Below are 20,549 nucleotides of genomic sequence, written 5' to 3'. Positions count from 1 at the left end.
GGCGGACCTATGTGGTCACGCCGTGGTGCGTAGTGCAGTTCGGCAGCCTGGAGGTCTGCAAGGAGAAGGGGAAGGAGTTCCTGGACCAGGGGCTCGACAAGGAGAAGCGCAAGGAGTACATGGCTGACAAGGTCGGCGGTGACGATGTCGGCGGCGCCACGAACGACTGGGTCGACGGGCACAACCCGGTTGGCCGCATGATGGTCGCGATCCCCGCTCTGATCTGCGTCGTGCTGTTCGCGGCTCTGGTCCTGATGTTGGCGTTTGCCAGTCTGGCGTCACTGATCGGCGCCCTCATGATGCTGCTGTCCGGAGTGATCTTCGCCTGCCTGTGGATCATCCCGGGCCGCCCGAGGATGTGGGGCACCCGCTGGTTCGACTTCCTCCTGGGCTACACCCTGCAGAGCGGCATCGCGACGATGACCCTCGGCGGGGTCCTGGTCGTGACCACCGCATCCACCAAGATGATGGGCGAATACGGCTACGCGGCCGCCGCCGGCATCTCCATCGCCACCGCGGTCGTCGCCTTCAAGTTCCGGGGCGTCCTGGAGTCGATCGTCGGAGTCACCGGCCTGACCAGCCCGGCCGCCGCCGTCGGCGGACTGCTGGCCGCTCGCGCGGCGGGCAAGGCCGGATGGGGCATGACCAAGGCACTCGGCCGCGGGCTCGGGGCCATGCGGCTTCCGCGTCTGCCCCGGCTTCCCCGCCGCAGCCCTGGCGGCGGCGGAGGCACCAGCGGTAACCCGACTCCGCAGCTTCCGCCCGGCGGTACCCCCGGAGCACTCTCCGGTGCCAGGCGCCCCATGCCGCCGCTGCCCTCCGGGCAGAGCGCAGGCGCCGCACTGCCGGGCAGCAGCAGCCGCAAGGAAGTCGGTCCCCTCACCAGCCGCCCCGAACTGCCTTCGTCCACTGCGCCGGCCCGCGGCCGGTCCGTGGCCGACGGCCCGGCCAAGGCCGTCCCCGGCACCCGCCGTCCGGCGGAAGTTGGGGGCTCGGTTCCCCGCCAGGCTCTGCCCGCCGGAAGCGCCTCCGCTCAGGCGGCCACCCAGCCCGCTGCAGGTAACGCGAACCGCCCCGCGACGGGAGCGGCCAGCCGTCCGTCCCCGACGCTCCGGACTGAGAACGGCGGCGCCACCTACACCTTCCGCCAGGGCCCGAAGACCGGCACCTCGGCACCGAAGGTCATCCCGCACAAGGTGATCCGCTCGACGCCCGTCCGGCCCGGCGGGTCCACCGGTCCGAACCCGAGCCGGCCGGAGGCCCGTACCCGTGTCCGCCCCCGCGGTCGCGGTCGCGGCCTGGCTGTGCCGACCACGACGCGCCGCAATGGGGGGAACTAGATGGCCAGCGACGACGACAAGCGCCCGCGCACTCCGGCCGAGTTCCGGGAGCTGCTGCGGGAGGTGTACGAGCCTCCCGAGGTCGAGGAGGAGGGCAAGCGCCGTCACCGGCGCCGTGCCCGCCGCCAAGCACGCCGCGAGGCGAAGCAGAACCGCAAGACCACGGTCAGGCAGGTGCTGGAGGAGGAGAGGGCCAAGGAGCCCATGCACCCAGCCGGTGCCGCCGTGGTCATCATCCTGGTCCTGGCCATAGGGTTCGGCGCCACGAAGTGGATTCTCGGAGACGAGAAGCCGCAGGACACCGTCAGCGTCGCCCCGAGCCCCACCGCCGCCGATCCGGCCGCCGGAGGCAGTACGACGGCCAGCAGCACACCGAGCGCGTCCGCTTCGCCCTCCGTATCCCTTCCCCCGGTGGACCTGAGTTCACCGGAGACGACCGCGGAGGGCTGGGCCCGGGTCTACATGACCCGCAATCCACCGGTCGACAGAGAACACGGGACCGTGGTCGAGAGGGCGGCCCCGTGGATGACCGAAGCCCTGGTCCGGAACCTCGCTGGCAACGAAGACCGCTGGTGGAACAACTTGGTCTCCAACGGCGGCGTGTCCACCGTGACCACGGTCGACGTCGGCAAGGCCGACGAGGAGCTGGGCATCGACACCCCGCTGCGTGCGTGGCGGAAGGTCACGGTCAAGGCCGTCATCAACGGCTACAAGACGTACGACAAGACGTATGTCTTCCAAGCGGAGATGACACGCGACGACGACGAATGGCGCGTGTCGAGGGTGCAGGGGGTCTGACGTGAATTCGCGCCAGGCCGCCATGCTGGCCACGGGGGTGGCGCGTCGAGGTGCAGCACTGAAGCTCGCCGTCCCGGCGTCCCTCCTCTTCTTCGCCTTCCTGATAGGTCTCGGGATCGTCGGAGGTATCTCCGGCAGCTCCCAGGCGTCCGCCGCGTCCTGCGGCGGCGCCGGCCTGCCGGACGCCCAGTACGAGAACGACGACAACGATGAAGGCGGTACTGACAGCACCGACGGGCTTCACGCCAAGCAGATCGAGAACGCCAAGATCATCGACTCGGAGGCGATTAGGGCCAAACTCTCTGGTAGGGCAACCCTCATCGCTCTGATGACGGCACTTCAGGAGTCGACTCTCCTGAACTTGGACCATGGCGACAAAGACAGCGTGGGTGTCTTCCAGCAGCGTCCGAGCACCGGGTGGGGCACCGAGGAACAGATCATGGATGTGCACTATGCGGCCAGAATGTTCTTCCTCGGCGGGGATGGTGGTGATCCCCCCGGCCTGACCGACATCAAGGGCTGGGAGACGATGGATCTGGGGGCCGCCGCCCAGGCGGTGCAGCGCTCGAAGTACCCCGACCTGTACGCGGGGCAGGAGTCTGAGGCCCGCCGGATCGCCAAGGAAGCCGGGATCAACCTCACCCGCGCCGGCCAGGCTACGAGTGCCCAGCCGACCGCGCCGTCCGACGATGCGTCCGGCTCCGGGGCGCCGACCGGCGAGGGGCCCACCGAACGGTGCGAGAACGAAGGGGAAGGCCAGCAGGACACCCCCGCCAAGCCCGGCACCGCGTTCCACGACGGCGCCGCTGGCTGGCCCGCTCAGGTGAAGAACCCCAGGTCCACCGCTGATGCCATCAAGTGGGCCAAGCGCGAGGCCGACAGCGGGTCCTTGGAGTGGTACCAGTGGTGCCTGAAGTTCGTCGCGCAGTCGTACGGCTGGACATCGGCCGGCAGCCGATACGCCATTGACCACTACTGGGCGATGCCGTCCACGATGCGGCACAACCGGGACCGCAATCCGCCGGTGGGTGCCCTCATGTTCTGGAGCACCGACGGCCGGGCTGGGCATGTCGCCCTCTATGTCGGCAATGGGGAAATCGCCAGCAACGACATCCGTGAGCCCGGCCGGATTTCGATCGTTCCGGCCACGGAGATTGAGTCGAAATGGGGTGCTACGTACCAGGGTTGGGCGCCCCCGTACTTCCCCAATGCCGGATAAGACGTGGCATGTCAGTGCCTTTTGAGATGATCTAGAGCAGAGCAAAGGAGACGGGTGTGGCAGAGCGGGTGATCCTGGTTGACGACCTGGACGAGGAGACCAGCGAAGGCGTTGAGCGGATCGAGTTCACGTGGCGAGGCACGGACTACGAGGTCGACCTGAGCCCGGAGCACATGGCGGAGTACGACGAAGCTCTCGCCCCGCTGCTGAAGGTGGCCAGGGCCAAGCAGGGAGCCGGCCGCAAGGGCGGCCGGAGGACAGCCAAGCCCAAGGGTGAGGCGGCGGCTGAGACCAAGAAGGTCCGTGACTGGGCCAAGGCGAACGGGCACGATGTGCCCGAGCGTGGTCCCGTCCCGAAGGACGTGCGGGACGCCTACGCGCGGGCGCAGACCGAGCCGGAAAAGACCGTCCCGCCGCAGGTGCAGCAGGAGACCGCCGCCGGAACCGCGACCCAGAACCCCTATGCCGGTCGCTGACTCGAAGAGGGCTCGCCAGACCTCCGTGTTCTGGCGGCCCGTGAAGGACGAGGCGGAGAAGGCCCTGCTCGAACAGGGGGCCTGCTACGTCTGGCTCAAACTCACCACGGCAGAGCTGTCCGTTGCCGCGACCGACGAGTCCGCGGACAGCCTCCCGTGGGCGGTAGCAGCGGGTTGGACGCTCCGCTGGCCCATCGCCCCGCTACCAGCGGACGGGGCCAACAAACTGTTGGACGAGATCACCCCCCACGCTCAACGCTTGATCGACGCCACCAGCACCGAACTACCCGACCAGAAACGGCCCGGGACGGTTCTGTACTACGGCGCCGGGCCCGCGCTCGACGCCATCCAGAGACGCTGTGCCGCCACATGGACCGACCCGGACCGGCTGCACACGGACAAGCAGTAAGGAAAACGTCGATGCCTGTTGTGACTGACCATGACGCCGTCCCCCTGACGCCCGTTTACACCATCGTGATCAGCGAGAACGATGAGGCCAGCGTCGACGGGCATCCAGTGGACAAGCTCCCCGGGCAAGACGCCCGCGCTGCCGCCCTCGCGAACATCCAAGAGCGGGCGGCCCGGCTCGACCGTCCGGTCCGCGTCACAGCGAAGGAGCCGGACGGCAGCAGCTGGCCGTTGATCGTGGACTACGACGGCGAAGTGACCCCGCTCGACCAGCCGCACCCGACGCCGCCAACGCCGCCCGCAGCACGGCCAGCACCTGAGCAGCCTCCAGCTCCCACCGCCCCCGTGCACCTGCCCCCGCCCACCGGCGAACCGGTCATCCCCGGACCCGCACGCGCCGCCGGCGACGTCGACTGGATGGCACCCCTGCCCCCCGAGTACCAGGAGATGCTGGACGCGGTGAAGGCAGCTGAGCAAGCGGGCAACCTGGCGGCCGCCGAGGTCGCCGCACAGGATCTCGAAGACGCCCTGGAGGACGCGTTCGGGCCCGCGCACCCCTACACCGTGAACGTGGTCGCGGTCCGCGCCAGCTTCGCCGTACGCCGGGCAGCGTGGGCCATCGGCCTGGAACTGCACATGCGGGCCGCCTGGCTCCGGCATGACCACCAGGCACCCCGCGAGGAGACGTTGAGGCTGGCCCGCAACGCACACTTCTGCTGGAAGCACCTGGTCGCAACCTGCCGGAAGCACCCCGGGACGCATAACCAGGCGGAGGCCCAGCGGCGGGTCCAAGACCTCCTTCGCATGCTCCGGCATGTCGGCGTCGAGCCGATCATCATCACCACGACCGAGGAATGGGCGGCGAAGCTGCTGCCCGTCGCTTCCTGACGTACCACGACAAGACGGGGGACACAGTGGCGACTCGCGTGGGAGCCGGCCAGTCGGCCCAGCACGAGTACGAGCGGCGCCGTCGGGCCTGGCGGACCGCCGCGCGGAGGCGGTTCCTCATCGGCTTGCCCGTCGTGCTCGCTCTCGCCGGGGTGCTGGAGTGGTGGATCGGCTGGCACGGCGTCGGCATCCCGCTGTTCGGCCACATCGCGGCGGTCGCCGTGGTCGTCGCGTGGTGCGGGACGCTCACCACCCCCCAGCACGTGCGCGCTTGGCGGTCCGGCGCCGACGGCGAACGCCGGACCGCTCGAATGCTCGCGCCGCTGGCCCGTCGCGGCGCCGTCATCCTCCACGACCGGGCCCTCGGCCCGGTCGCGAATCTGGACCACCTTGCGATCGGACACTGGGGGATCGCCTGCATCAACACGAAGAACTGGCAAGCACGCGGGGCGAGAGTCGCCGTCAGCCCCGACGGCAGAACCCTGTGGTACGGCGCCCACGCTCAGAACCGCGAGGTGGCCAAGGCCCGTGGAGAGGCACGGCAGGCCGCCGCAATCCTGCGGCGGCCGCTGGACGGACTGCCGGTCGACGTCCGCCCGATCATCGCCGTTCACGGTGCTCCAGTCGGCCGCCGCGGCATCGCTGTCTTCGACGGCGTAGTGGTGATCGAGGCCCGGCGTCTTCGCGGCTACCTGCGCAAACAGCGTCGAGTCCTCTCGCCGGCCGAGATCGCCCAGGTCGGACAGGCAGCCGACCAGGCCCTCCCTCCGAAGCAATAGTCAGCCGATTCGCCCAGCAAACCGAACACATTGTGCCAATGGTCCGGGGATATTTCCGAACCATTGGCACAGGGCTTTCCGGGGCGGTTTAATAGAGGTATGGCTGCAACTTTGCGTGTCACCATCCACATGTCCGAAGACCTTGCGACGCGGATCACCAGCACTGCGCGATCGTACCGGCTGGCTGAGAAAACTTGGCGACAGCTTTCTCTGGCAAGCGCGAGAGACCCCCGCGAGCGTAAGAGGATTCGAGTAGAAGCCAAATTGCGCCGCAAATCAGAGTGGCCGACGGAAGACCACCTTGTCGAAGCCTGCCTTCGCGGCCGCATGGTGCAGCCGGACCTTGCCCGGGACTGGCCCCCGCTGACCCCGGAGGAGAGGGCTGAGCTGGAGCTGCCCGGCATGTGGCCCGGATCGGAGCGGCCGGACGAGGACTTCGGGACACCCCTCACGGTCACGCTCGACTACGACCTGGTCTGGCAGGCACGGACGGCCGCATGGCGGATCAGTAAGCCCTGGATCGAGGAGATCCTGAGCCGGGGGCTGGGCAACCTGCGAGGGCTCACCGAAGAACGGCGCGACGAACGGGCCGCCCTCGGCGCCCACGTCCTCACCTTTGGCGCCATCGTCCGGCAGGGAATCCAGGAGCACTGGCCCACCAAGGGTTCTTCGGAGGCTGAATCGAGAAAGGCTTTTGACCAATAACGTTATTTTGCCTCGGGATAACGCACCTTCTTTTCTGGTGGCCTTCTTCTCGATTGCTAGTTCTGCTTGCCTAGGTATATGTCCTGCTGCTATTCATTGCCTATCGCGGGTCTGTGGATCGAGGAAGAGAAAGGGGTTCTTAGATGTCTGAAGAGACAGGGGTCATGGCGGAAAAGGTCCGGCCGAAAGTGGTCAATGGAACGCAGTTGGCGGGTGAACTGGGCATTGAGCCGTGGATGGTCACCCGCGCGTTGGAGTTGGGACTCATCCCGCCCCGCGACAAGTCCCGGGGGTGGTCGCGGGAGGCGGCCGACGCTCTCGCGTCGCAGGTCGAGGCGATCCGCGAGGGCATCGCGGCCCGCGAAGGTTTCGGGGCCCGCCGCACCGCCGAGCTGCTGGCCGAGCTGACTGGCCTCGCGGTGGAGGCCGCCGATGTACCGCTCCTGGCCGAGCGGGCGACGTTGCGCGTGGTGGACGAGTACAAGGGCTGGCCCTTGTACTCGTTGCGCGACGCGCGGTCTCTCGCGGAGTCCGAGGGGGCCAAGACGCTGATGTCTGAGCTGATCGCGGCCCGGCAGGAGGCGAAGGCCCGCAGCGAGGCCGAGTGGAACGCGTGGGTGGAGGTGAGCCTGCCGCCCGACGAGGCAGCCGGCCGCCTGGGCTGGAAGGTGGCCGAGCTGAAGCAGGTCGCCCAGGACGGGCGGATCAGCGCGGGGAAGGGCGGCCGGTTCGCCGTCGAGGACCTGGACGTGCTCGCCGCGGACGAGGAGCTGTGCGAGAGGGTGGCGGGGGACCGGCTGATCCGGGCGGATGAGGCAGCCGGCCTGCTGGAGATCCGATACCCCACCGACTGGCAGCACGTGGTGGCGGCAGGCTGGATCGCCCCGGCCGCCCACACGGAGGCCCGGGTCGGGCAGCGGCGGTGGATCGAGGTACCGCTGTTCCGTACCCGCGACGTCGAGAGCCTGCGCGACCTGCCGGGCGTGCCCTGGGAGGAGGTCCGCGCCGTGCGGGCCGGAGAGCCGAGCCCGCTGCGGGAGTACACGGGCCGGGTGACCACCCGTGCCGAGGCGATCCACGCCTTCGCCGCCGCCCTTTCAGACCGGCACCAGGTCGAGGTGTGGGCCTACCACGACGACCGCACCGGCGCGTGGGAACTGGACTGGGACCGTGACGACCAGGGCGGACCGACGCGCGAACAGGTCGCCGCCGAGCTCCGCGCCGACCCGCAGGCCGCCCGTTACCGCGCGGACATCACGGTGGGCGGCACCCGGTGGGGCCAGCGTGCCCGTCAGGCACGCGAGATCATGACGCCGGACACAGCGGTGCTGCTGTGCACCAGGTCCTCCGGGACGCCGACCAACGACACCGAGACGACCGAGATCATCGAGATCGCCGTCATGGACGCCTCCACCGGCAAGGTGCTGCTGGATCGCCGCGTGAAGCCCTCCGTCCCGCTGGGGGACCGGTACGCCGGCGGGCTCTCGGACGAGGACTTGGCGGACGCCTCCCCATGGGAGCGCGTACTGGTCCGGGTGCGGGACGTGACCCGCGGGCGCCTGATCGTCCCGGGCCGACCGGGAGAGGACCAGAAGCTGATCACGGCCGACACCGAGCGCGCGGGCAAGCGCCCCATGCACCTCGCCGCCGACGACTCATGGGTGCTGCAGAAGGGGGACAACCCGTTCACCCCAGTCGCAGGTCTGCCCGCGAGGAAGGGGTGCACGTACCTCCGCGAGGAGCTGGTGCGGCGGTCACGCGGCCGCGGCCGCGCACACCTCCCCGAGGCCCGCCAGGAGGGAACCCGCTGATGGCCGAGATCCGCGTCATGGGCGCGAGCGCCGAGGAGCAGGAGCAGGTCACGGACCTGATCAGGAAGGCCCTCGCCGCGTACCCGGTGCCGGTCGCCGTGGACGAACCGCGCCGCCTGCAGAACCGGCGGTCCGAGCCGGGCACCCCCGCGTACCGGATCGTCTTCACCGTCATCCCCGCTCCGGCGCCAGCCGCCGGGCCAGAGCACACCGTGCGCGTCGACCGGGAGGACAGCCCCGCCCGCCGCGGCGGCGGGCGTCCGATGAGCGGGCGCCGGAGCCGCCCCGCCCTTCCTCCGGGCAAGAGCGGGTAGCCGACCGGGACTGTCCGTCGCATCCCGCGCGGGCCCTCGCCGTCGCTAGTCTGTAGGCGAGGGCCCGGCGACCGTCCGGAGCCCCGTGCGACGGGAAGGCGGTGACCATGCGCGAGGCGGCGAATCCTGGCGAGGGGGAGTGGACCCCGGACGCCATCGCTCACGCTCTGACACCGGACCAGCGGATGGAGTTCATGCGTCAGCTGAACCTCACCCCGTTCAGCGAGCTGGAAGCCCTCGGCGCCCGGTGGCGGAAGCTCATCGAGGACCTGCGGGCCGGAGCCGCGAAGGCCCCCGAGATCATGGCCTACCAGCGTGAGCACGGCGGCGCTCTGCCGCCGCAGTACACGGACGTCACCGAGCTGATCACCGAGCGGCGGGTCGCGTGAACTTCAGGCTCTACATGGACCCCACGCAGCACGAGGTCTACAGGAGCCTGCCCGAGCGGGCCCGCGACCGCCTGGCCCGCTTTCTGCTCGACTCACTCACCGACCCCATCGCCGCGACCGAGCCGTACGGCGACGTCGATGACGGCGTGGTGCGGCTGTGGGCCGCCGGGGACCTGGCGGTCGTGCTGATGGTCGGAGCCGAGACCAAGACCGTCACGGTGCTGAGCATCGCGTACGCCGGCCTGGGCTGAGGAGGGCGGCGGTCACCACGGCGGCCACAGACCTGCCTGAAGCGCGTCTGAGCAGCGACGAAGGGCGCTTTCCCCTCACCCCAGAGGGTGGGGGGAAAGCGCCCTTCGGTGTCTTCAGACCCTTCCGCGGGCGGGGGCGATCAACGACCCCGAAGACACCGCTCGGCCGAGCGTGGAAGTCGATGCGGAGAGACCTCCAACCAGGAGAACGAGCAAAGCCCAGCGCCGACACGGGGGAATCGGCGCTGGGCTGATAGGTGCAACTGTGCCACGTCCTGCCCCATGACGACCGGCAAACCGTATGATCTGCCGTTCTTTCGCCCTCAGCCACAGAACGGCACCTCCGAAGCCCTGCAGACGAAGACCGGCGGGCGGAGGTACCCAGCCGTGCGGCCCCCCAGGGCCGTGCGGCGGCACCCCCGCCGGCATCAGCCACGCTTCCCTTCGTTGTGAACGTCACGGCGCCCAGACACCCGAGACGCAGCTCCGATGATGCTGTCCACCGGGGCGACCGCCGACAACGGCGCCGCACGCGAAGCGAGCCCAGCCCCGCCGGTGGCAATCGACACGGACGGCCCCGCACCTCGCGCTACGCGAGATGCGGGGCCGTCGCGGACGCTCGGGACTAGCCGGCCCAGCCGGGAGGCTCCGGGCTCCACTCGGGCAAGTCCCGGTCGCCTGCACCTGATGCCGAACCGGCGGGCGTGTCCAGGAACGCCGTCGCCTCCAGGAAGCGGCGTCCGGCGTCGTCGTGCGGGTGGCGCTGAAGGAGATCGTCGCGCACTACCCGCGCGGCAGCGATGACGTCGTACGCGGCTACGCGGTGCAGCTCGATGTCGCCAGGAGAAACGCCCCGCTTCGCCGCGAGCGCGTCAACGACTGCCTTCCGGTGGCCCCAAGCGGCCTGAGCCTCCCGGTACTGGGGGCTTTGCTCGCCGTGCTGTCGGGCACGTGTGAGCAGGGTGGCGTGTTGCCGGACGTCCTCGCGGATGCGTTCGGCCACCGCACCGGGGGAGTCGGGCAGTTCAGCATGTTCCTTCACGGGATCAACCCCTCGCCGGCCGGTCGGCCATCTCGCGTACACGCGCCAGGAGGAAACGACAGTCCTCCACGGCCTGGTGCGGTCCTCCGAGTTTCTGGGGACGGTAGCGCCCGCGCTTGACCGACCACAGGCCCTTCCACACGGCGTACGGCTCCATCGCGTCGTGCCACCGGCACCCGCCCAGCCACCGCGCGGCCGCCTCCACAGACCCGTGATGGCGCCTCAGCTCCCGTTCGAGGCATTCCCTGTCGAAGGGCATGTTGTAGGCGACGCACGTCCGCCCGTGCAGGGCCTCGGTCAGGGCTGGCAGCAGCTCCCCGAAGGTAGGCGCACCAGCGACCTTCTCCGGTGTGATCTTGTGGACGGCGACGGCGCCCGGCTCGATCTCGGCGCGCGGGTCGAGGTAGGCGTCGAAGAGTACGGCACCGTCCCGGTCGGTAGCCGCGATCTGGACGGCCCACGGCTCGTTGAGGCCGGTGGTTTCCACGTCGACGGCGGTCAGGGATTCGTCCTCCAGGAGCCGCCGGGCCCAGTCCGAGACCTGCGCCCGCTCGCGCGGCCACGATCGCGGCCTACGCAGGGCCCGCACCGCGTCATCCAGGGCACCGTGCCGCTCGGTTGTCCCCCCGAGCCGCCACCCGGTCGTCCCGAGGACCTGGTCCGAGTAGAGCATCCCGAGGAAGTCGTCCCCGTCGTATACCGCGAAGTCGTGCCGGTCCGTGTCAGCCGGCCGTACGAACCGAGCCGCCCGACCGTCGATATCCCGGGCGAACAGGTCATCGAGCAGAGCGGGATCGGCCGTCACCGGTCCCCCTCTTCGTCCTGGACCGGAAGGCCGTGGTCGTCCACGATGAGCGACTGGCCGGGGATCGCTGCGTCTTCGTCCACGGTGCTGCTGACCTGGTCACGGCCGTGGCCGTCCGCTGCCGGGGAGGACGACTTGCCCCCCTTGCTGCCGGAGGGGGACTTCGCCTGTCGTTCCAGACGCCGGAGTTGGGTCTCCAGAGCCTTGCGGGCCTTCTCCGTCCGTTCGGCCGCCGCCGCCTGGGCCTTGCCGAATTCCTGGCTCTGCCTGAGTTCATCGAGCAACCGGTCGCGGTCGGCGTTGTGCCGCTTGATCAGCTCATCGCGTTCCTCGTTGTGCTGCCGGATCAGGTTGTTGCGGTCGTTCAGGTGCTCTTGGATCAGATCCTTCCGCTCCCGCTTGGCCTCCGCGACCTGAGCCGTCGCCGCGTCCGCCGTCGCCTTGTGCTGGGCGGTCTCCGCCTGGAGCTTTTCGACGCGCTCCCGGGCAGTCCGTTCGATGGTCTCGACGTCCTTCCGGGCGGCCGCGATCTGTTCCTCCGCCTCCTTCCGGGCGGCGGCGACCTTGTCCTCAGCGTCCTTCTCGACCCGGGCCCGGTGTTCCTCAATCTGCTTGTTGGCCGCGGCCTTGGCCGCTTCGATCTGCTTGTCCGTCTCGATCGTGACCCGCTCGATCTCAGCACGGGCGGCTTCCTCAGCGGCCTGCGCCCGCGCATCGGCAGCGGTGACCCGTTCCTCGGCCTCCCGCTCGGCAGCCTGCTGGGCCCGCGAGGCGTGAAGCGCGAGGAGGAACATCAGGGCAGCGGTCGACTCGGCCTGTTCGCGGAGGCCGTCCGCTTCGACCGCCGCCTCCTCCGCCGTCTCCTTCAGGCTTTCGAGTCGCTTCGCCTTTTGCTCGGCGGCGATCCGGGCCTCACGTTCCTCACCGAGCTTCGTCTCTGCTTCGGTGACGGCGAGTCGGGCGGCGTTCTGCGCGTTCGCGACCTGGACGCTCGCCAGCTCAGGGTCGCCCGCGGCCTCCACCGCCGCCAGGTGACCCGGCAGAGCTTCGAGGACCTGGACCAGGAGGGACCGAAGGGTGACCTCCGTGGTCTGGGCCTCTGCCACGGCGGCACTGTGGGGGAGCGCGGACAGATCGTCCGGCACCGCGTCCTGACGAACGGCGGCATCCTTGCCGTGCTTCCGCTCCCAGCGCAGGGCTTTGAGCGCGGTGTGGTCGGGATCATCGCAGTATTTCGAGGGCGGCCCGGGAGTCCCGGGCGCCTTCGCCTTCGCCGGCCGGGAACACCCGGCGGGGAACTCGCACAGTCGGACGGCGGTCTCGGTGGTGCCGTCGCTCTGGTCGTTCATCGGTGGCTTCCGTTCCCCGTCGCTCAGGCGGCGGTCGTGCGTGTGGGCAGGGCGATGACGGCGGCTTCCTTCGCGGATGCGAGCGCCGTGGTGAAGGAGGCGGCGACGGCGGCGGCCTCCCCGGTCATACCTTCGATCTCGGCAACGGCGAGGTCATCGCGCACGGTGCGGGCGAGGAAGTTGAGGACGTCGTCGTTGCCGTCGGTCAGAGCCTGGATCTGCTGCAGTTCGCGGTAGCGGTCATCGGCCTGGGCCACCTGCTCGGCGTACAGCTCCAGGGCTTTGACTCGCCGGGTGATGCCGTCGAGGCCCGCCCGCAGTTTGCGACGCCGGGTGTCGAGCAGCGCGGAGATCTTGTTCCCCTTGGGGTTGGAGGGCTCGGCCTTCACCAGCCGGGTGTACTCCCGCAGCGCCTCCGCGATCTCCCACTCCTGACGGGGGAGGGACACCTCGTTGCGCTGCCGGTCGATGAGGTCGAAGCGGTGCACTGCGGAGGTGAGCACGGCCTTCTTCGCCTGCTGAACACGGGCCAGGAGAGTCCGGGCGTCGTCGTTCAGTTCGGCGGGCCGTACACACCGGTCTTTGAGTTCGGCCAGCCGTCGCGCCGACTTGTTCCGCGCGGCCGCATCCGTCGCGTACGCGGCCGCCACTACAACAAGGGCTCCGACCCCGATCGGCCAGGCGTAGGTGAGGGCCGCGTGAAGCGCGTCGAAGACGCCCTGCATGTTCCGGCCGATGACGTCCGCCGCAGTGGCCCGGCCACCGTCGTGCGCGCTCGGGTCGTACCACTCGACTTCACCGGTGACCCACGCCCCGCCCGCGAGACCAACGACGCCGGCACCGGGGCGGACCAGGCGCGGAGCCGTGGCCCACCAGACGCTCATCTCGCCCTCGCTGTACGAACGGGGGTGCCGTTCAGCCCGCTCTAGGAGGTCCCGGTCTTTCCCCGTGAGGTCCGGGTCCATCACCGCGGCGGCGGCCAGGCGCGGTGACGGCGGCGGCTTCTTCTTCACCCTCAGGCCCTCCCCTGTACCTGCGCGGAATCATGTGCGTCGCGGGACCTCACAGTCTCACGCACCACGGACAAGTAGGTCTTGCGTTCCAGACTGGTCACGGCGTCATCCCCTCATCAGCGCGTCGCGGACCGGATTGCCGTGGGCCTCGTCCGACTCGGCGATGTCCTCGGCCTGGTCGACCAGCCACGTACCGCCCTGCCGTACGACGCGCAGGGCCTTGCGGCTGGTGGTGGTGGAGTCGGGCCAGGTGACGCTGTACTCGACCAGCACGCCCGTGCCGGCCGGGTGGTCACCGATGGCGGGGACGCTCTGCGGCGTGCTGGCCTTGACCGTTCCCGTCTTCGCCCGGTCCGGGCCGGTGGCGCTCGGCGTCGACTTGCCGGGCACAACAGAGCCGTCCGCCCGGCGAAGCGGCGGGAACTCGGACTCGGTCGGTGTCGGCTCCGGGCTCTCGGTCTTCGGCGCGTTGTCGACGACGCATTCCTTCACGGAGCCGTGCCGGTAGCGCTCGGTCCGCAGGCCGCACGCCTTCGTCCAGTCGTCGCCGTTGACGGCGATCTGGTAGGTCCGGGCGACCTGCACGGCGGCCGCCGTGGCGTCGGCGCCACCGCCCCCACCGTTCTGGCTTCCCTTCGTCGTCCCGGTACCCGACGAGCACCCGGCGATGACTAACGCCCCGGTCACCGCTACAGCCGTCGTAAGCACGCGCCTCACACACCCATCCCCGGTGACCCCTTGCTCTCGACCGCGGTTCTTCCTCACTGCGTTCTCCTCCCTTGTCGGCGGTACGGAACTTCCAGCAGGACGGAGCTCTCAGCGAAGACGAGTGTGCCGACCTGACTCCGTAGTGTAGCCGAACCCGTTTCAAGCGCAATGTAATGTAACGTAATGCAATGCAACGCAATGAAATTAAATCGACATAGGGTTTGAACAGGCATGATTCGACGTGTGCCGATCTGAGCGGGCGATTTCATTTCAGTGCAGGTACCTACCGGGTCAGGCAATGGGTACCGCAGATCGGCACACAGCGGCTCATCCCTCCGGCCGTCGCCGTTGCTCGCCTTCTCTCCCTCGCGCCGACGTGCGCGGCACCCGGTCTACCGGCCGCGCGGCCGCCGGAGCGGAGAATCGCTCTCACAGAACCGTTAGGCAGGCGAAGTACCCGTCCGGGCGACGCCGAAGGCCCCCTGCCGGTGGGCTGATTTCCGATACCGTCTCCTTAGCGGAAATCAGAGACGGCGCGCTTGCAGACGCCTACAACAGGCGCTGACAACTATCGGAGGGGGCAGCGATGTCGCAGCGAGACGAGGCCGAGGAGCCGGGCCGGTGACCAACGCGACGACCGGGCAGCGGATGGAGCCGGACGAGCTCGCGCAGGCCCTGAAGGAGACGGCGGCGGGCTGGCCGAGCAAGGAGGCCGCCGTCACCCTGCTGCTCGAACACGACTACTGGGTGGCACGGATCGCGTACTCCCACCCGGACCTCCGCCGCACCGACCCGGAGACGGGCTGCGTGGTCGACCTGGACTGGCAGGCCCTCGCGGCGGGAGTCACCGACGGCAGGCTGACCAGCTCGACCAGCCAGCAGGCGGTCCTGTCCGTCGCCCTGTCGCTGGTGGTGCCCGGCTTCCTGCTGGACCTGCAGCGTGCCGTGTCGAGTCTGGGTGCCTTCCATGTCGCGGCGGTCCTGCGGGCCATCGCGACCGCTGGCGGCTACCCCGAACTGGGCCCCAAGGACCCGGAGAACGACCCGGACGACATCGGCCCCGGCGGGCAGGAGTCGAGCCTGTTCGAGCTCGACTACGAGCCCCCGAGCTGGTACCCCAGGGCCGGGGGACGGGATGCGTGACCCACAACCGGACGCCAGGACACCGCAGGCGACCACAGAGCAGGAGTGGGCCGACACCTGGGCAGCCGCCCGTCGTCTGCAGCTCGCCCAGTGCCGCCGCCTGCAAGAACTGATGGAGGACGGCATCGCCGCCGGACTGCCTGTCATCGAGTGGACGGTCCAGGGATTCGGCGCGCTGCTGGGGCGCCCGCACCACCCCGACGCCCGTGAGCGGCGGGCCGAGTTCGAGGCGTGGGAGGCACACCTGCGGGCCGAGCGGCTGCCGGAGACCAGTCTTGGACCCGGCCGCGTACGGCTGCACTCGGTGGCGAACCCCGAGGGACGCGACATCCCGGACGTCGTGCTGCTGGCCGAGATCCAGGAGCCCGTGGGCCCCCCGTTCCCCGGGGACCAGCTCATGCGCATCAGCTTCGAGGACGTCCACCGGATGCTGGACCGCAGCCCGACGGACACGCCCCCGCCGGCCATCGACCCCCGGGTTCTCGGCGGAGGGCAGCCCGTCCGCCGCCGTGACATCCAAGAACGCCTGAAGGCCCTGCGCTCGGACAACGGCACGGACACGGAAGGCACGGACGCCTCATGACCCAGATGTACGGGCAGCCGCGCACCCAGGAGTGGGGGCCCGAGGCAGAAGCCGTGAAGACGAAGGTCCACGCCGCGCTGAAGCGCGGGCGCGGCATCGCCGTCTTCCCCCTGGTTGAACTGCTGCTCGGCGACGAGGAGTTCGACCTCACCGGACTGCCGGAAGAACGCGCCCGCCTGCAGACGGCCTTCGCCTACCGCGCCGGCCGGATGGGCATCGAGACCTTCCCCGCCGCCCTGTCGTCCGACCCGGGCGACGCCGTACTGGTCTACCGGGCCCAGCCGCTCGACGGCACCACGGACCCGGTCGCCTCCTTGCTCGACGCACTGAAGGAGATGACCCGGGCGTCCGGGACCGGCGCCGAAGCCGCTCACCAGGCCGCCCAGGAGGCCGCCGCCGCCGTACGCGCGATGCTCCCGCCGACCCGCAGCAAGCGGAAGTAAGACCCGGAGGCCCCTGCCGTGACCAGCACTGACATCGCCCTCGCACCGTCCCGTCCCGTCGCCCGGCAGGTGGAGACGGTGACCACCAGGACCGGGATGCGCCTGTCGGCGTCGGCCGCCCGCTGGTTCGAGGAGAGCGTCCCGCGGTCGAGCCGGGACGCGCGGGCCTGGCGCTGGCAGGAGTACGCGCAGTGGTGCAGCGACGTCGACTGGCACACCGCCGAGCGCGGCGCCGTGGCCTCCTTCATCGCCGCCCTGGCGGACCGGGGGCACCCGGTCAAGACGCTGCAAGCGATGTCGGGCACTCTGCGCGGGATGCGCGCACTGGACGGATCGCCGCTGGACGCCGAGGAGCTGAAGGCGATCGAGGGCGTCATCCGGGGACGCGCCAAGCACGAGGCGAAGGGGATCGGGGGCGTCCGGCCCGGCCCGCTGAAGGCGGACGGCGTGACCCCGGAAGACCTGCGCCGGATGGTCGCCACCCTGGACCTGAGCACCCCGCGCGGGGCCCGGGATGCCGTCACGCTGCTGCTCGACTGGTGGATGGCCGGGCGGTGCAGCGAGCCCGCCGCCCTCAACATCCATGACATCCGCATCCTCACCGTGGAGCTGACGGACGAGGAGACCGGCGAGATCCACGAGGTGCCCGCGCTGGAGGTCGAGATCAGGGAGTCCAAGGCGGACCAGGACGCCGAGGGCGAGACCGTCCGCATCTTGGCGCCCCTGGACGCACCGGAGTTGTGCCCGGTCACCGCCGTGCGACGGTGGTTCGACGTCCTCGCCGACGCCGGACAGCTCACCGACGGCCCCCTCCTGCGACGGATCGACCGGCACGGGAAGATCGGCGCGGACGCCGCCGGCCGCCGCAACGACGACGCCGACCGTCAGGGCGGCATCACCGCCCGGACGGTGCGGACCATCATCAAGACGGCCGCCCGAGCGGCCGGGCTCATCAAGGATGAGGACGAACGGGCGGTCGCCGAGGTCTGGGAGGACCGCGCGGAGACGATCGCCGCAGCGGCGGCCGCCGACACTGAGGACGAGGCCAGCAGCATCCTCTCCGGCTGGCGGCTCCGCCTCCGCCGTGCTCTGCAGCGGGGTCGCCGCATCACCGGGCACAGCATGAGGCGCGGCTTCATCCAGGCCGCCCTGCGCAGCAAGAAGCCACCGCACCAGGTCGCCATCCACTCCCGTCACGCACCCAAGAGCCGAGCCTTCTGGGAGTACGTCGACAGCGTCCCGGACTGGGAGCAGAGCGCGACGATGTCCCTGCGTCTCGCGGCTTAGGACGTCATCACGAACGGCTTGTTGCACCCGCCGCAGATGACCGGCGGCCCCTCCCAGGTGCCCGCCGCCGCCCGCAGTGTGCGCACGGGGCGGCACTGGCAGCTCGCGGGACGGTAGTTGGTGTTCCGCCGCTTCTCGCCGGTCGCCGTGGTGCCCGAGGGCGGGATCGTCCGCTCCGCCCGGATCGCCGCGTCCAGGGCGGCGATCTGCTCGCGATAGCGCTGCCGCGCGATGTCCGTGATCGAGGTGACGGAGTAGCCCTTGCGCTCCGAGCGCTCCACGGAGAGCCCCAGCATCTGGGCCGAGTCCCGGAAGAACTTGTTGTGATACTGCGCGTCGTTGCAGTCCTTCTCTCCGCGGGTGGAGCACCGCCCGTGCGCCGCTTCGTGCAGCAGGCTGCCCATTACGTCGGCGGCGCCGCGGGCCAGGCCCTCGGCGGCGATCCACACCTCCGGGACCTTCTCGCCGCCAGCGAGGTTCCACTGCTGGGCCCAGAAGTGCGCCCACACCGGCCTGCGGTGCCGGGTGCCCATCGTGACCACGGCGTCCGGCACGTCGGGGTGATGGCGACGGATCGCCTCCCACCCCACGGCGAGGGCGTCGGTGATGGCTGCCCCGACGCTGCTGAGCGTCGCGTTCTCGTTGGCCCCCTCGGAGCCGGCCGCTGACGTGGTGATGATCGCCTCTCCCATTCTCGCGTCTTAAGACGCGAGAATATCGGACCCGGGGGCGCGGGTCACCGGCCATACGTCGACTCGCACAGCTGAGAGAGGGCCGGGTCGACGGCCCCCTTCGACATGGCGCACACCGTGCCCATGTCGTACGAGCGGGCCGGGCGAGGACGGGCCGAAGGCCGCTTCGGGACCGCACGCGGCCGAGCGTCAGCGTGCTCGACCCGAGGGCGCGGGCGCGGGACCACGCGACGTTCGACGGGAGCCGGTGCGACGCGGGAAGGAGAGACGGAGGGCCGTGGCGGCGTCCTCCGCGTCTTCTTCGCCGGCCGGGACGACGTCATGGAACGTGCCGAGTCCTCGGAGGTGTCCACGAGCGCTTCAAGGGCCGGTGGAGGTGAGGGCGAGGGCGACGGCGCTTCGGGAAAGACCATCGGTCGGGCGTTCGCCGGGGCCCGTGTGCCGTCCGGGTGCGGAGCCTGCCCGGCGACGTCGACGCACCCCGCGCACCCCACAGCGAGCAGGACGAGGGTGGACAGGAGACGGCGCACCAGCCCACGGTGCACGAGGGGGGAGCGAGCCCGCCCCCGACACGCGGAAGGACCACCGGGACGTGTGAACGGCTACCGGACGGTGGGGTCAGGCCGGTCGACCTGTTTCAGCGGCCGGTCGGCGTGCGGGTAGAGCGGTGTTTGCCGCGCGAGCTCCGGTGCCAGGTCGAGGCGGGTGATCAAGCACGGCTCGCGATAGTGCCACCGAGCCCAGTCGACGGCCGCCCGCTTCGTCGGCACACGGCGAAGGAGGCCGAGTTCGGGGTGCCACACCACCCAGTCCAGGTGACCGTCCCGGCGGGAGCGCCACAGCACGAACAGCACGAGCGCCACCACGGCGCTCAGCCCGGCCCACGGCAGGGCGAGCAGGGCGGTCGCACCCCGGAGGTCAGGGGGCTGGGCCCACAGGATGAGCAGGCTCAGGACGGGAGACACCGCCCAGGCGACCCAGTAGGCGTAAGCGCCGTGCATGACTCGCCGGTACACCATTACGGCACCGAACAGTGCGCCCGCCGCGACCAGTACCGGCCACCGGTGGCCCGAGCCGGCCGCGAGGACGACGCACACCGCGGCGGCGCCGGTCAGCCCGGCCGCCGTCGCACGGTCCTGCCGGTCGCGGGCGGCGGCGGGTTCTGGCATGTTCGCAAGTCCTGGTCAGAGGGGAGAGTGACGGCCGCCGCTGAAGTGCCGAACCATGGGGTCGAAGACCTGATGGCGGACCGCGTGCTCGGCCGCCTCGTACTCTACGGGGTGGTCGAGGTCCGGGGAGTCGTCCGGCCCCAGCCCCAGGTTCGCCGCCCACTCCACACAGTTAGGGCAGCCGTCCACCCGGGGCGGGTTCAACCGGTGCACGACCAGTTGGTGCGTGGTCCACGCGATCTCGGCTTCGTAGACCTCCCGGGCCGCTTCGCCGGAATCCACGGCGGCGCCATAGACGGTGACCCAGGTGTTCATGAGGTCGCGGCCTTGGAGGCAGCACGGCGTGGGCAGGCCCGGGACGGTGAGCGGGGCGGGCGCGAGGACGTTGTCCGGCATACGGCAGACCGTACCGGGCAGCCGCCCACCCCGAACAGGGAACGCGGGTGCCGTTGGCTGGTTCCTACGGTCGTGCATCAGTGCGCTGGTGCCCTGGAACCCGTGTGACCAGTAGCGTTTCCCCCTGGGCCGCGGCAGCGGCACACGGGAGCCGGAAGAAGCGGAGAGCACGGTGGACGACGTCGAGGGCCTGCGGATCGAGGTGTACCGCACGCTGCAGCTGGCGGGCCTGCCCCTGAGCGACCTCCCCTCGGCTCCAGCCAGCCCTGCCAGTGGAGGCGTGGACGTGGTGGAGTCCCCCGAGCTGGGCGCCGTCATCGTGGGGTGGGCGTGCAGCGCGGAGCTGCTGAAGCAGGCCGCCGACGCCATCGACCGCGAGGAGGACGACCACCCCGACGTGCAGCTGCAGGACGAGACGGAAGCGGCGATGGCCGCCGCGATCGACCGCGTGCTGCGACGGCGGGGCTTCGTCACGAGCGTCCGGGCCGATGTCCCCGGGAGCCATCAGCTGATCGTCACCCGGCGGGAGACCGCCTGACAG

General features: G+C 70.3%; 24 protein-coding genes and 1 pseudogene. 17 read left to right on the top strand and 8 right to left on the bottom strand.

What is annotated here, in order from left to right; genetic code table 11:
- The 12 genes and pseudogenes from ACQEU8_RS36475 to ACQEU8_RS36420 form a co-directional block, all read left to right on the top strand.
- A pseudogene (locus ACQEU8_RS36475) lies at positions 1-1,340 on the top strand (hypothetical protein); the annotation flags it as partial.
- The gene (locus tag ACQEU8_RS36470) at positions 1,341-2,138 is read left to right on the top strand and encodes a hypothetical protein (protein ID WP_433109277.1); all 798 of its coding nucleotides are present in this window, start codon (positions 1,341-1,343) and stop codon (positions 2,136-2,138) included.
- Positions 2,139-2,160: 22 nt separating this feature from the next.
- Positions 2,161-3,357 (top strand): peptidase M23, encoded by a 1,197-nt coding sequence (locus tag ACQEU8_RS36465; RefSeq protein ID WP_433109276.1) that lies wholly within the window; start codon positions 2,161-2,163, stop codon positions 3,355-3,357.
- A gap of 56 nt (positions 3,358-3,413) precedes the next feature.
- Entirely contained in the window at positions 3,414-3,833 is a 420-nt protein-coding gene (locus ACQEU8_RS36460) for a histone-like nucleoid-structuring protein Lsr2 (RefSeq protein WP_433109274.1), read from the top strand.
- Entirely contained in the window at positions 3,820-4,242 is a 423-nt protein-coding gene (locus ACQEU8_RS36455) for a hypothetical protein (protein WP_433109272.1), read from the top strand. Before ACQEU8_RS36460 ends, ACQEU8_RS36455 begins: the two co-directional genes overlap by 14 nt.
- Before the next feature lie 11 nt (positions 4,243-4,253).
- On the top strand, positions 4,254-5,129 hold the full coding sequence (locus tag ACQEU8_RS36450; RefSeq protein ID WP_433109270.1) for a hypothetical protein: 876 nt from the start codon (positions 4,254-4,256) through the stop codon (positions 5,127-5,129).
- A gap of 26 nt (positions 5,130-5,155) precedes the next feature.
- Positions 5,156-5,908, top strand: a complete 753-nt coding sequence (locus ACQEU8_RS36445) for a nuclease-related domain-containing protein (RefSeq protein WP_433109268.1) — start codon at positions 5,156-5,158, stop codon at positions 5,906-5,908.
- Between the two features lie 99 nt (positions 5,909-6,007).
- The gene (locus tag ACQEU8_RS36440; RefSeq protein WP_433109266.1) at positions 6,008-6,613 is read left to right on the top strand and encodes a hypothetical protein; all 606 of its coding nucleotides are present in this window, start codon (positions 6,008-6,010) and stop codon (positions 6,611-6,613) included.
- A 143-nt stretch (positions 6,614-6,756) separates the two neighbouring features.
- On the top strand, positions 6,757-8,424 hold the full coding sequence (locus ACQEU8_RS36435; protein WP_433109264.1) for a hypothetical protein: 1,668 nt from the start codon (positions 6,757-6,759) through the stop codon (positions 8,422-8,424).
- Complete coding sequence (locus ACQEU8_RS36430) at positions 8,424-8,738, top strand: hypothetical protein (RefSeq protein WP_433109262.1); 315 nt, start codon at positions 8,424-8,426, stop codon at positions 8,736-8,738. The genes ACQEU8_RS36435 and ACQEU8_RS36430 overlap by 1 nt, the downstream gene beginning before the upstream one ends.
- A 107-nt stretch (positions 8,739-8,845) precedes the next feature.
- The gene (locus ACQEU8_RS36425) at positions 8,846-9,127 is read left to right on the top strand and encodes a hypothetical protein (protein ID WP_433109260.1); all 282 of its coding nucleotides are present in this window, start codon (positions 8,846-8,848) and stop codon (positions 9,125-9,127) included.
- 14 nt (positions 9,128-9,141) lie between these two features.
- The gene (locus ACQEU8_RS36420) at positions 9,142-9,378 is read left to right on the top strand and encodes a hypothetical protein (protein ID WP_382106591.1); all 237 of its coding nucleotides are present in this window, start codon (positions 9,142-9,144) and stop codon (positions 9,376-9,378) included.
- Between the two features lie 625 nt (positions 9,379-10,003).
- Here ACQEU8_RS36420 and ACQEU8_RS36415 read toward each other — a convergent pair.
- The 5 genes from ACQEU8_RS36415 to ACQEU8_RS36395 all read right to left on the bottom strand — a co-directional run bounded on the left by ACQEU8_RS36415 (position 10,004) and on the right by ACQEU8_RS36395 (position 14,274).
- Positions 10,004-10,420, bottom strand: a complete 417-nt coding sequence (locus tag ACQEU8_RS36415) for a hypothetical protein (protein WP_433109258.1) — start codon at positions 10,418-10,420, stop codon at positions 10,004-10,006.
- Between the two features lie 4 nt (positions 10,421-10,424).
- Positions 10,425-11,225, bottom strand: coding sequence for a 3'-5' exonuclease (locus ACQEU8_RS36410; protein ID WP_433109256.1), 801 nt, complete (start codon positions 11,223-11,225; stop codon positions 10,425-10,427).
- Positions 11,222-12,574, bottom strand: coding sequence for a hypothetical protein (locus ACQEU8_RS36405; protein ID WP_433109254.1), 1,353 nt, complete (start codon positions 12,572-12,574; stop codon positions 11,222-11,224). The genes ACQEU8_RS36410 and ACQEU8_RS36405 overlap by 4 nt, the downstream gene beginning before the upstream one ends.
- A 23-nt stretch (positions 12,575-12,597) precedes the next feature.
- Positions 12,598-13,587 (bottom strand): hypothetical protein, encoded by a 990-nt coding sequence (locus ACQEU8_RS36400; protein ID WP_433109252.1) that lies wholly within the window; start codon positions 13,585-13,587, stop codon positions 12,598-12,600.
- A gap of 105 nt (positions 13,588-13,692) precedes the next feature.
- On the bottom strand, positions 13,693-14,274 hold the full coding sequence (locus ACQEU8_RS36395) for a hypothetical protein (protein ID WP_433109250.1): 582 nt from the start codon (positions 14,272-14,274) through the stop codon (positions 13,693-13,695).
- 642 nt (positions 14,275-14,916) lie between these two features.
- Between ACQEU8_RS36395 and ACQEU8_RS36390 the strand changes: the two genes are divergently transcribed.
- The 4 genes from ACQEU8_RS36390 to ACQEU8_RS36375 are packed head-to-tail and all read left to right on the top strand — an operon-like array spanning position 14,917 to position 17,751.
- The gene (locus ACQEU8_RS36390; RefSeq protein WP_433109248.1) at positions 14,917-15,438 is read left to right on the top strand and encodes a hypothetical protein; all 522 of its coding nucleotides are present in this window, start codon (positions 14,917-14,919) and stop codon (positions 15,436-15,438) included.
- Positions 15,431-16,021 carry a hypothetical protein gene (locus ACQEU8_RS36385; RefSeq protein ID WP_433109246.1) on the top strand — a complete coding sequence of 197 codons (591 nt, stop codon included), beginning with the start codon at positions 15,431-15,433 and terminating at the stop codon, positions 16,019-16,021. The genes ACQEU8_RS36390 and ACQEU8_RS36385 overlap by 8 nt, the downstream gene beginning before the upstream one ends.
- Positions 16,018-16,464: a hypothetical protein gene (locus ACQEU8_RS36380; RefSeq protein ID WP_433109244.1), complete on the top strand. Its 447-nt coding sequence runs from the start codon at positions 16,018-16,020 to the stop codon at positions 16,462-16,464. Before ACQEU8_RS36385 ends, ACQEU8_RS36380 begins: the two co-directional genes overlap by 4 nt.
- Positions 16,465-16,482: 18 nt before the next feature.
- The gene (locus tag ACQEU8_RS36375) at positions 16,483-17,751 is read left to right on the top strand and encodes a hypothetical protein (RefSeq protein WP_433109242.1); all 1,269 of its coding nucleotides are present in this window, start codon (positions 16,483-16,485) and stop codon (positions 17,749-17,751) included.
- Here the strand turns inward: ACQEU8_RS36375 and ACQEU8_RS36370 are convergent.
- From ACQEU8_RS36370 to ACQEU8_RS36360, 3 genes are all read right to left on the bottom strand, one after another.
- A complete protein-coding gene (locus ACQEU8_RS36370; RefSeq protein WP_433109240.1) occupies positions 17,748-18,443 on the bottom strand; it encodes a hypothetical protein in 696 nt (231 codons plus the stop codon). The two genes, ACQEU8_RS36375 and ACQEU8_RS36370, sit on opposite strands and share 4 nt — an antisense overlap.
- A gap of 602 nt (positions 18,444-19,045) precedes the next feature.
- Entirely contained in the window at positions 19,046-19,612 is a 567-nt protein-coding gene (locus ACQEU8_RS36365) for a hypothetical protein (RefSeq protein WP_433109238.1), read from the bottom strand.
- A 15-nt stretch (positions 19,613-19,627) separates the two neighbouring features.
- Entirely contained in the window at positions 19,628-20,008 is a 381-nt protein-coding gene (locus tag ACQEU8_RS36360) for a hypothetical protein (protein ID WP_433109236.1), read from the bottom strand.
- Positions 20,009-20,180: 172 nt separating this feature from the next.
- Between ACQEU8_RS36360 and ACQEU8_RS36355 the strand changes: the two genes are divergently transcribed.
- Entirely contained in the window at positions 20,181-20,546 is a 366-nt protein-coding gene (locus ACQEU8_RS36355; protein WP_433109234.1) for a hypothetical protein, read from the top strand.
- The last annotated feature ends 3 nt before the right edge of the window (positions 20,547-20,549 follow it).

Source organism: Streptomyces sp. CA-250714, from assembly GCF_050936705.1.
GTDB lineage: Bacteria > Actinomycetota > Actinomycetes > Streptomycetales > Streptomycetaceae > Streptomyces.
This window is presented reverse-complemented; position numbering and strand designations above follow the sequence as displayed.